At 57.4% G+C, this 10,384-nt stretch carries 10 protein-coding genes; 5 read left to right on the top strand and 5 right to left on the bottom strand.

Annotated features, from left to right (window positions below):
• Positions 1–636 precede the first annotated feature (636 nt).
• From WKI41_RS14140 to WKI41_RS14150, 3 genes are all read right to left on the bottom strand, one after another.
• Positions 637–1,170: a lipocalin family protein gene (locus WKI41_RS14140; RefSeq protein WP_340194145.1), complete on the bottom strand. Its 534-nt coding sequence runs from the start codon at positions 1,168–1,170 to the stop codon at positions 637–639.
• A gap of 330 nt (positions 1,171–1,500) precedes the next feature.
• Positions 1,501–2,058 carry a DUF6030 family protein gene (locus WKI41_RS14145; protein ID WP_340194146.1) on the bottom strand — a complete coding sequence of 186 codons (558 nt, stop codon included), beginning with the start codon at positions 2,056–2,058 and terminating at the stop codon, positions 1,501–1,503.
• 281 nt (positions 2,059–2,339) lie between these two features.
• Complete coding sequence (locus WKI41_RS14150; protein WP_340194147.1) at positions 2,340–3,164, bottom strand: MurR/RpiR family transcriptional regulator; 825 nt, start codon at positions 3,162–3,164, stop codon at positions 2,340–2,342.
• Positions 3,165–3,435: 271 nt separating this feature from the next.
• Here WKI41_RS14150 and WKI41_RS14155 point away from each other — a divergent pair, with 271 nt between their 5' ends.
• Entirely contained in the window at positions 3,436–4,191 is a 756-nt protein-coding gene (locus tag WKI41_RS14155; protein WP_340194148.1) for a sulfate transporter family protein, read from the top strand.
• Here the strand turns inward: WKI41_RS14155 and nth are convergent.
• The gene (gene nth, locus WKI41_RS14160) at positions 4,165–4,935 is read right to left on the bottom strand and encodes an endonuclease III (RefSeq protein WP_340194149.1); all 771 of its coding nucleotides are present in this window, start codon (positions 4,933–4,935) and stop codon (positions 4,165–4,167) included. The genes WKI41_RS14155 and nth overlap by 27 nt on opposite strands.
• Positions 4,936–4,979: 44 nt before the next feature.
• Here nth and WKI41_RS14165 point away from each other — a divergent pair, with 44 nt between their 5' ends.
• Both WKI41_RS14165 and WKI41_RS14170 read left to right on the top strand, forming a co-directional pair.
• Positions 4,980–5,462, top strand: coding sequence for a DUF2244 domain-containing protein (locus WKI41_RS14165; protein ID WP_340194150.1), 483 nt, complete (start codon positions 4,980–4,982; stop codon positions 5,460–5,462).
• Between the two features lie 72 nt (positions 5,463–5,534).
• Positions 5,535–6,407, top strand: a complete 873-nt coding sequence (locus WKI41_RS14170) for a methylated-DNA--[protein]-cysteine S-methyltransferase (RefSeq protein WP_340194151.1) — start codon at positions 5,535–5,537, stop codon at positions 6,405–6,407.
• On the opposite strand, the gene WKI41_RS14175 is transcribed toward WKI41_RS14170, so the two are convergent.
• The gene (locus WKI41_RS14175) at positions 6,408–7,406 is read right to left on the bottom strand and encodes a sugar-binding transcriptional regulator (protein ID WP_340194152.1); all 999 of its coding nucleotides are present in this window, start codon (positions 7,404–7,406) and stop codon (positions 6,408–6,410) included.
• Between the two features lie 304 nt (positions 7,407–7,710).
• Here WKI41_RS14175 and tal point away from each other — a divergent pair, with 304 nt between their 5' ends.
• The gene (tal, locus tag WKI41_RS14180) at positions 7,711–8,670 is read left to right on the top strand and encodes a transaldolase (protein WP_340194153.1); all 960 of its coding nucleotides are present in this window, start codon (positions 7,711–7,713) and stop codon (positions 8,668–8,670) included.
• A 424-nt stretch (positions 8,671–9,094) separates the two neighbouring features.
• Complete coding sequence (locus WKI41_RS14185) at positions 9,095–10,273, top strand: diguanylate cyclase (RefSeq protein WP_340194154.1); 1,179 nt, start codon at positions 9,095–9,097, stop codon at positions 10,271–10,273.
• The last annotated feature ends 111 nt before the right edge of the window (positions 10,274–10,384 follow it).

Consider the following 10,384-nt stretch of genomic DNA (forward strand, 5'->3'; position numbering starts at 1 on the left):
GTATTCCTGCGCCGCGGGCAACCTGATGGCCAGCCATCGGCCTTCCACTCAGATAGATTGGCGATAAGGACGCTCATCTGTAAGGCTCAGTAAGCCGTTTACTGATGCAAACGGCTGGTGCCATCTAGCGATCGAAGATGGACAAGCCACTGAGATAGTTAGCAAGTTTAAAGGCGTAGAAGTCGAATTCATGGGCTTCACTTCACACCAAAACAGTTACGGCCCGCAGTTCAGACACCCAGCATTAAATCTTGATCCGTCCGATTTGTCGGATGCCGGGGTCTTGAACGCACTCTCCACCTATACGAGGCTGATAGGCACAATATCTCGTGTACACTGTCGGGGCTCTGGCGTGCGCGGTTGGATCAAGTTCAAGGGCAGGGCGGCGATCATGCGAGCGCTGGACGAAAAGCCTGTATCTTGCCCTCCCTCTATCCACAGGCGTCGCTGGGCTATTCACTCACCACGATGCATGTCGACCGGCGCGGTCGCCTCTGCGCATCCCAAAAGTCAGCTTATGCTGTTATTTGTCGTATGAAGCCGAGCGCGTCTTTTTGGGCAGATCACACGCCCCCTGCATAAGCTGGAACAGGCTTCTGGTCCGGGGAACAGAGTCGATATGAAAATCCCGAATGCTTAATGCTGCGTCCAGTGCAGCCGCCCGACATCGTAGCCCAGCGATTTCACCTTATTGACGAGCATCGTTCGTGTTTGCTCGGACGGTTTTGCCGTACGGGTCAGGATCCAAAGATACCGGCCCGAGGGTTCGCCGACGATCGACCATGTATAATCGTTGGCGCGGTCCAAGACCCAGTAGTCACCGTAGAACGGACCGAAGAATGAGACTTTCAGTTTGGCGTTTCCACTGTCGGGGACGATTTTGGCGCGGCCTTCCACTGATTTTTCAGTTCCATCAGGGCTGCCTTTTCGGCAGGTGTTGATGACCCTGATCATCCCGTCGTTGCGCTGGGAGTACTGAGCAGTAACGCCCTCGCAGTTCTTTTCGAAGGAGTTTTCATAGCGGGCAAGTTCGAACCATTCGCCGAGATACCGGTTCAGTTGCACGGTCTTGACCGGTTGAGGAACCGAAGTGTTGCCGACGGGGCCGGCTGTGGTGCAGGCGGCAAGGAGGGCGCTTGCGATGACGGGAAGGAGGGATCTGATTTTCATCGTCGTTTAATGGAGATCAGCATCGAAAGTTCCCAGCGTGGGAGAGGCTATTTCAGGCATGTTTCTCAATGCTGGCCATACAGTAGCTTCACGTAAGACCTGGTCCAGGCAGCCTCGAAAATGCGCGTGCGTGCAAGATGAGGAGTACGCGACAGGATGGCGCCCTTGATCAACTCCCACAGTTTTCGTGTCCACCCAGAGAAGCCACGTTACTTCGGGGGGTATTCTTAAGAAGGACTTGTTCTTTGTCCAATCCAGCGGCATTTGGCATTGTCGCGGGCTAACATCCTTCTGCCCTCCGGGTAGTTCGACATCCCGCGCTGAAGCAGGCTATTGCGCCACGCCCTTGGAAAAGCCCGGGGAGTTGGTGCCGAAGAGGTTGAAGCGGGATTTTTCCATGCCCTCCTGCTTGTACCGCAGCTTGGTGCCGGCCAGTGTCGATTCAAATTCCTGACCAGCGGCGAGCCTTGCTGCGAGGCCCTTTGTCGGTGTCTCGTTTCCGATCAGCATTTTGATGACCGAAGTGGCTCTTTCGCCGAGGATCTGGTGCGATAAGGGAGAGCCGAAGTTGAACTTCAGGCGAAAATAGGTCCATCGACCATCCTTGTTGCCGCGAATCTGGATGAAGAGTGAGGGCGTACGACCGGTCTCGGGGAACTCCAACAGGGAATTGCATTCCCAATCGCCACTCTCAGCCCGCATGAACGTGGGAGGACTTTTTTGCGACAGGTCGGATAATCCTCGACAGCGCGCAGCGTCGAAAATTCGCACTGGAAGTCGCCCTTCTTTTGCAGCGGTCTGTTGAGGTAGAATAGGATCCGTCACCTGCGCCGTCTGGCCATCGTTCATCGACAGGGCGACGAAAGATAAAAAGGCGACAATCAGCATTCTCGGGGGCTCCGATTGCGGGTTTGTGTGGCAGCAGGTCGTGTATCAGATCACGACTCAACTGAGTAAGGCAATCGCTGCGTTTCCGATCGCTTGCTAGGTCTCACGCCCTGTGCGTTCTATCGGACGCAGAAGGGGCGCTTTACTTTTGCCTCGATGGACCGCGCCTTGCTGAAGTCGAGTCCGATTTTCGGAGCTACGCTGTCCTCACGTTCCGTCGCGTGGCTTCGCCAACAAACAATTGCGGGGCCTGCAACGAAGGCGCTCTCGCCTTCAAAGAGTCACCCGTGATGAAGCGCTCTCTGCAAATCGCCGATGCGTTTGACGCGTTGCTTGCGGTTGGAGCCGTTATTGTGGGTGAGCGATTGAAGCATGAACTCGGTCATGGCGACGAGTTGGAGCATGCTGTCACTGCCGTTCTGATTCAGCGGGATCGTCAGGCAGATATCGGCGCTTTCCGGCCCCCACTCGTAGAAGCGGGTGGTGATGAGAAGTGTCTTGTAGCCGCCGCGTGCCGCCATTTTGGCAAGGCGCTGCAGGGCAGGCAGGTTGCCGCCGCAGTCGATCAGGATCAGGAGCGTTCGGTCGGGCTCTTCATCCATCAGCTCGATATAGGTGGAACCGTCGCTTTGCAGATAATGGACCCGCTCACGACATTCGAGCAGCTTCATGTAGAAGTAGCGGCACAGGCCGAAGCTTTCTGCCGAAGAGGCGATGAAGACGCTGCGGCTTTCCTGGATGGCGTCGAGGGCGGTCTTCCACACGGGCTGTCCGGCCAGATCGTAAACGGCCTGCACGGCCTGGATCTGCTGCATCATCAGGCCCGACAACGGTGTCTGGCGCGGCTCCTGGCTCTCTGCGGGTGAGGCAGGTGAAGCGGTGACGCGCTCACGCAGGTGCTCGCGGATGTCGCTGAGCTGGCGGTAGCCGAGAGATCGCAAAAACCTGCCGACCGTCATCGGGCTCAAGCCGAGTTTTTCTGCCAGCGTCGCAGCCGTTTCGAAAGGAAGCTCGTTCAGATGCTCCATCAGATACTTTGCAATGCGCCGCTCTGCAGGCGTACCGGACTTCATCAACCGGGACAGATCGATCAGTAGCTTTTCCAACAACGCCTCATTACGTTTTTATCGGACGACCATCCAAAGCTTGATGTGGTGAATGGTGAACCCAAGTGCTTCACGACACACTCTATCTGCTTCGAGGAGAAAATACTATTTCTTCCCCGTTGTTTTTCATATTTTAGGGTTGACTGCTATTCAAGCAAAAGATGATCCCGCACTATCATTCATGAGGCGCCCAACCCGTGCTCTTCTTGTGAAAGAAACTGAGCCGTCTTATCTCTGCAACGCAGGCAAGGTTTAGAAGAAGGATAGTGGCTTGATATTCGATGCAGCGAGACGCGCTTTTGCGAACCTGTTTGCTTCCGAGACGCGATCGGTCTTCTGGAAGGTTCTCGGCCTGACTATTCTTGTGCTGATCGCCCTTTGGTTTGCCATTCGCGGCGTGTTCATCTGGCTGGCTTTGCCTTGGCTCGATTCGCTTGTTCCCGGCATGCCGGATTGGGCAGGGTGGATGAGCCTCGTCCTGGCAATTCTTGCAGGCATTGGTCTTGCGCTCGCGCTTGCGCTGTTGATCTCACCTGTTACGGCGGTCATTGCCGGACTGTTTCTCGATGATGTGGCGGAGGTCATCGAGAAAGAGGATTATGGCGCAGAGCCCGCCGGACGCGCCATGCCGCTTGGCGAAGCCGTGGTGTCTTCGATCAAGTTCTTCGGCGTGGTCATTCTCGGCAATGCGATCGCGCTTCTTCTGCTTTTGGTGCCGGGCGTCAACCTCATCGCCTTCTTCATGGTCAATGGCTATCTGCTCGGGCGGGAGTTCTTCGAATTCGCGGCCATGCGCTTTCGCACGCCGGAGGAGGCGCGCGCTTTCCGTTCCAAGCATGCCTCGACCGTGTTCATGGCGGGACTGGTGATTGCAGCCTTTCTGGCGGTCCCCTTCCTCAACCTTTTGACACCGCTGTTTGCCGCATCCTTCATGGTGCATCTGCACAAGTCGATCAGCCGGAAAGACCCGTCATTTACGTTGGTCTCGACAGGGGCTCGTTCAGGCACCAATCAGCTGGGGCGGTAGTTCCACCAGCGGTGCGGGAATATCCCAGGTCTTTTCCGGCGACTTGCAGATGTCGGCAATCACGCAGCGCTCGCATTCCGGCTTACGCGCCTTGCAGCAATAGCGGCCGTGAAGGATCAGCCAGTGGTGGGCGTGGAAGAGGTATGGCTCGGGAATGATCCTGACCAGCCTGTCCTCCACCTCATCCGGGGTCTTGCCGGGGGCTAAAAGAATGCGGTTGGCGATGCGGAAGACATGGGTATCGACGGCAAGTGTCGGGATGCCGAAGGCCATCGACATGACGACGTTGGCGGTCTTACGGCCGACACCCGGCAGCAATATCAACTCCTCGCGGGTTTTCGGCACCTCGCCGCCAAAATCGTCGATCAGCATCTGCGACAGCGCAATGACGTTCTTGGCCTTGTTGCGATAAAGCCCGATGGTCTTGATGTAATCGATCAGCCGCTCTTCACCGAGCGCCAGCATCTTTTGTGGCGTATCGGCAATCTCAAACAGCGCTCTTGTTGCTCGGTTGACACCGACGTCGGTGGCCTGAGCAGACAGTGCCACGGCCACCACCAGCGTGAAGGGGTTGGTATGCTCCAGCTCACCCTTCGGCTCCGGCCGCTGGATGGAGAAGCGGCGGAAAATCTCGTTCAGCTCCTCTTGCGAATAGGCCGTCTTCACGCGTTTTTGCCGGCGCTTTGCGGTCGAAATTGACTTTTTCGGCGTTTGGGTGCTGGATCGTTTCTTGGCAATCGTCATATCAGATCTACATGCGCGTTGATCAGCCGCATCGAGGAAGGCAGATGGAAATGCTCAACGATCAGCCGGTGTTTTCTGCCGAACTCATTCCCTATCGCTCGCTTGGGCGCAAGGGATTTCGTGTTCTGCTGGTCATCTGCGCGCTGGTCGCAGTTCTCTATGGCGGCTTCTTCCTCGTCACGGGTGCGTGGCCGATCGGCTTCTTTCTAGGGCTCGATTTCCTGCTGCTCTGTATTGCGTTTCGGGCAAACTACCGCGCTGGCCGGATCAAGGAGCAGGTCGTGGTGTCTCGCACCAGTCTGTCGATCCGGAAGTTTTCGCCGAAGGGCGAGGTGGTCGAACATCGGTTCAATCCGTTCTGGGCGCGCTTTCGCGTGCGCCGTCACGATGAATTCGGCATTCTCTCCATGCATGTATCCGGTGAAGGTCGTGTGACCGATATCGGCTCATTCCTCAATCCGGACGATCGGGAAAGTTTCGCCAAAGCCTTCCGCCAAGCGCTTGCCACGGTGCGGCGAAAAATCTGATATGGATGCCGCAAGAAACGGGTGGAGGCGCGCGCCGTCTCATGGTCTTGTCTTGCCTCAAGGAGACACGCCATGAACGCCAATATCATGCTGAAGGAAGACATCACGCCCATTGGTGCCGACTACGAGACGGTGCGCCAGGTGATCGAAATCCTGACGATGGATTACCGCGACCAGCCGTCGCTGGAGGAGATCGCTGCCCGGCTCAACCAGTCCCCCACACAATTGCAGAAGACCTTTACGCGCTGGGCGGGCTTGTCGCCCAAAGCGTTTTTGCAGGCGGTAACGCTCGATCATGCAAAGCGGCTGCTGCGTGAGGAAAACCTGCCGCTCCTGGAAACGGCCATCGAAGTCGGCATGTCGGGGCCCAGTCGCCTGCACGATCTCTTCGTCACGCATGAAGCGATGTCGCCCGGCGAGTGGAAGATGAAGGGCAGCGGACTGCAGATCCGCTATGGCTATCATCCGTCGCCCTTTGGTCTCGCACTTGTCATGATCACCGATCGCGGTCTTGCCGGCTGCGCCTTTGCCGATCAGGGGCAAGAGACGGAATGCTTTGAAGATATGGCACGTCGCTGGCCCAACGCCATCTATGTGGAAGATAGCCTTGCAACCGCGCCCTATGCCGAGCGCATCTTCGATCCGACGCGTTGGAACAGCGACCAGCCGCTTCGCGTGGTGCTGCTCGGCACGGATTTTCAGGTGCGCGTCTGGCAGAGCCTGCTGAAAATCCCGATGGGCCGGGCGGTGACCTATTCGCATGTAGCGCAGGATATCGGCCAGCCGACGGCGTCGCGCGCCGTGGGTGCGGCGATCGGCGCCAACCCCATTTCCTTCGTCGTGCCCTGCCACCGGGCGCTTGGCAAAAGCGGTGCCTTGACCGGCTATCACTGGGGGATCACCCGCAAGCGGGCCATGCTGGGCTGGGAGACGGGGCGGGCGTGATCAATAGTGCGACCCGGCAGCTGCCGGCGTTGCCAGCTCCATCAGTGCCCGTGCCGCCGCCTCATCTGTGATCAGCGTGTTGCAGCCGATGCGTTTGATGGTGGCGCGGATGGCGGTGGCGCGGTGGGCGCCGCCGGAGGCAAGCACGATGTGTTTGGCTTTCTTCAGCGTGTCGAGATCGATCGACATGGCGTGATTGTTGATCGGGTGATCGACGGAGCGGCCTTCGGCATCGATGAAGTTGAACATGGTATCGCAGACGCAGCCCGCCGCGACCAGCTCATCCAGCGTCTGTTTGGAAATGAAGCCTTCCGACAGAGAGGTGGAATGCGGGCCGATATCGCCGCAGCTGACGATGGCGAGGTCAAGGTTTTCTGCGAGTGCATAAAGGGTGCTCAGACCGCATTTCTCGATCAGCGCCCGCTTGGTTTCGATGGAATCGACAAGGAGCGGGGCAAGAAACATGTAGCATTCCGCGCCAAGTGCGCTCGCCAGACGCCAAGTGTAGTCCAGCGGATTGGTCTGGTGAACGGCAACGATACCGCCGAGCAGGGAGACGACCTTGCAGTTCTCGCGCCGTGGCGGGCGGAAGCTGGAAAGCGACGCCGTCATGGTGCGACCCCAGCCGACGCCGATCGTGGCGTTGTCCGGCACGACTTCGGATAGAAACTGACCGAGCGCAAGACCTACGCCCTTGGCGATATCCTGGGCCTTATCCGAACCCGTGGGGATGATGACGGCTTCGTCCAGGCCGTAGGCTTTCTCGAGATTGATCGAAAGTTCGACGAAATCTTCCAAACCTTCATTGATCCAGATCTGCACATCGGAGCGCTTCATCGCCTCATCGAGCAGGCGGATGACGGTGGACCGGCTGATGCCGAGTTTCTCGGCCACATCCTTCTGGGTCATGCCCTGGTTGTAATAGAGCCAGGCGGCGCGCAGCCTCAGCGAAGGCGCTTCGGAAAAAGCCGTATGGGTCTCTCTACGCAGTTTTGCCACTGTCTCTCGCCATTATTTGGGCCGTCGCCGGTGTGGGCATGATGTTGCTAGTCTGGGAATCGCTGCCGCTCGAAACGAGCTGAGATCTCCATGCAAGCCACCGATGGCTTCGAACTTTTCTTGGGTGCAGTATTGCAGACGTGAAACTTATGTCAATTGCGATGGGCAAATGTCTTGACTTCCTGCCTTGGGCTGCGCGATACTCCCCAGGAACAGGGTTCCCTTGTCGCCGTCTGTACGCTTACCCGTACGGAACGAAATTCGAGAGCGATGGTTTCCGAGACATTCACAAGGATTACACGGCATGACTTCCAAGCTTGATCAACTTCGCGCCATCACCACCGTGGTTGCCGATACCGGCGATATTGAAGCGGTGGCCCGTCTGAAGCCGGTGGATTGCACCACCAACCCGTCCATCGTGCTGAAGGCACTCGGCACGCCGGCCTTTGCCGACACGGTCAAAGAAGCGGTGTCCTGGGGTCGCAAGCAGGGCGGAAACTCCGAAGGCGTGATTGCCGCCGTAGCCGACCGTCTGGCGATTTCCGTCGGTGCGGCTCTCGTGGATCTCGTGCCGGGTCGCGTTTCGACGGAAGTCGATGCCGATCTCTCCTTCGACACGCAGGCCTCGATCGCCAAGGCGCACAGCATCATTGCAGCCTATAAGGAGCGCGGCATCGAGCGTGAGCGCATCCTCATCAAGCTGGCCTCCACCTGGGAAGGCATCAAGGCGGCTGAAGTGCTGCAGGCTGAAGGCATCGATTGCAACCTGACGCTTCTCTTCTCGCAGGCCCAGGCAATCGCCTGCGCCGAAGCCAAAGCCTTCCTCATCTCGCCCTTCGTCGGTCGCATTCTGGACTGGTACAAGAAATCGACAGGTGAGAGCTACACGGCAGAGACCGACCCGGGCGTGCTTTCGGTGCGCCAGATTTACAACTACTACAAGGCCAATGGCATTGCGACCGTCGTGATGGGCGCTTCCTTCCGCAATGTCGGCGAGATCGAGGCGCTGGCTGGCTGCGACCGCCTGACGATCAGCCCCGCACTTCTGGAAGAGCTGGACAAGGACACCGGCACGCTGGAACGCAAGCTGTCTCCCGATCACGCCAAGGCTGAGCCGCTGCAGTCTCTCGACGAGAAGACCTTCCGTTGGCAGCTCAACGAAGATGCCATGGCGACGGAAAAGCTCTCCGAAGGCATCCGCCTGTTTGCCAAGGACCTTGTGTCGCTGCGCGAAATCGTCCGCAAGGAACTGGCTGCCGCTTGACGGCAAAAGACCGGGAACCGAATGAGCGCCCGGTCGTTTTATTCTCATAAGATCTCCAGTCTTGAAGCGCGGCTGTTCCCCCTGACAGTCGCGCTTTTTCTTTGAGTGTTCGTCCCAAAATCGATCATGAAGGTCACGGCGCATGGCGTGCCGAATGGCTTTGCTGCTGATTTTGAGATGTGATGGTGACCTGTTGACTCTGGCGCAGGCACAAAACGCTAAAACACGATTTATATGTAGCTCAAGAAAATCAACAATAGTTCTGCGTCTTTGCGCTTAAACTTCTAATTTGGCTGCTACTTCTCCGTGTGAAATGAGTATATCTCTGCTATTTTACTGATTGTATTGAGTCTTTCCACGTTCTTTAACTGATATGAAATTCTTCATCTGTATCTGTTTGTGAGGTTTCTAGGGGGTCGTTGGAATGCCGGATACTTTTCCGCCGAGCGAATACGCTCAGCGCGGCGCTTTCACGTTTGAAAAGCTTCGGTTCGATCCCGTATCGGAATTGGACTACCAGAAGCATTTGGCGTTTCAGCAGCGACGCGCGGCGCTCCTCTTCAGCGGATTGGCTGGCGTTCTCTGGAGCATCTTTGCCATCATCGATTTTTTCCGGGTTGCCCATTTTCCTGCCTGGGACTGGCTTGTGTGGCTGTGGCTCGTATCGCGGTGGTTGTCGCTCGCATGGCTGTTCATGACGATCGGTCTTCTGGCTTTCACCCGGTGGCCCTATCAGCGTATGGTGTTTGTCGGTTTCCTCAGTTTGGGAATAGCGGCAAGTCTCGCCGCCACGGTGGCACGGTCCAAGGGCGCATTTGCTGCCGATAGCTCCGGAATCATTTTCGTGCTCAGCGCCTTTCTGCCGATCGGCTTTACCTTTCGCCAATCGCTTGCCGCCGCCTTCATCATTGCTGCCTTTTCAATCCTGCTGATCTTGTTCGGCCCGGAGCACAGGCCATGGGCTGATGCGGCGCAGCTTTCGCTGATGCTGCTGACTGCTCTCCCGATCGGCGCCGCCGGCGGCTATGTGAGAGAGCAGGCGGACCGGGAGCACTTCCTGGCGCGGCGCAGACTACAGGAGCTTGCGTCGAAAGACGGATTGACGGGGATCGCAAATCGGCGTGCCTTTGACGACCATCTCTCGGTTGCCATTGGAGAGGCGCGGCGTTCCAAAGTGGCTGTGGTGCTGGCGTTGGTGGATCTCGATTACTTCAAGGCGTTCAACGACGAGTACGGCCATCCCGCTGGCGACGAAGTATTGAAGATCGTGGCCTTGCAGCTTTCGAGCGGTGTTCGCCGACCGATGGATATTGCCGCCCGGATCGGCGGGGAGGAGTTTGGTATTCTGCTTTATGGCGCAAGTCTCGAGCCTGCACTCGGGATCCTCGAACAGATCGCAGTCAATATCAAAGCGCTTGAAATCGACCACTGTCTTTCCCCGCAACAGGTCGTAACAGTCAGCATCGGCGCGGTAGAATGGCGAGGTGAGGACGCGACCGACTTGATATCACGCGCGGACAAAGCGCTCTATAAGGCGAAAAAATCTGGTCGCGCGCAGGTGGTCGCTGTGCGTCAAGACGAGGTGATGGAAGCCTCCGCCTGAGATTGGTCGGCTAAAGCGTGTCACGATCTTTCAGCTACGCTCGTTACGCTTAAGCTCCTTCCTCTGCCGAATTTCGTTGCCGCAAAACCGCCGCGCAGTTTTGCGCGACAT

The organism is Agrobacterium larrymoorei (assembly GCF_037722385.1).
In the GTDB taxonomy this organism is placed as follows: domain Bacteria; phylum Pseudomonadota; class Alphaproteobacteria; order Rhizobiales; family Rhizobiaceae; genus Agrobacterium; species Agrobacterium larrymoorei_C.

Excerpts from the sequence above, each read along its gene's own strand:
- WKI41_RS14140 (WP_340194145.1), bottom strand. The coding sequence starts at position 1,170 with ATGAAAATCAGATCCCTCCTTCCCGTCATCGCAAGCGCCCTCCTTGCC.
- WKI41_RS14145 (WP_340194146.1), bottom strand. The coding sequence starts at position 2,058 with ATGCTGATTGTCGCCTTTTTATCTTTCGTCGCCCTGTCGATGAACGAT.
- nth (WP_340194149.1), bottom strand. The coding sequence starts at position 4,935 with ATGACGATTGCCAAGAAACGATCCAGCACCCAAACGCCGAAAAAGTCA.
- WKI41_RS14165 (WP_340194150.1), top strand. The coding sequence starts at position 4,980 with ATGGAAATGCTCAACGATCAGCCGGTGTTTTCTGCCGAACTCATTCCC.
- WKI41_RS14170 (WP_340194151.1), top strand. The coding sequence starts at position 5,535 with ATGAACGCCAATATCATGCTGAAGGAAGACATCACGCCCATTGGTGCC.
- tal (WP_340194153.1), top strand. The coding sequence starts at position 7,711 with ATGACTTCCAAGCTTGATCAACTTCGCGCCATCACCACCGTGGTTGCC.
- WKI41_RS14185 (WP_340194154.1), top strand. The coding sequence starts at position 9,095 with ATGCCGGATACTTTTCCGCCGAGCGAATACGCTCAGCGCGGCGCTTTC.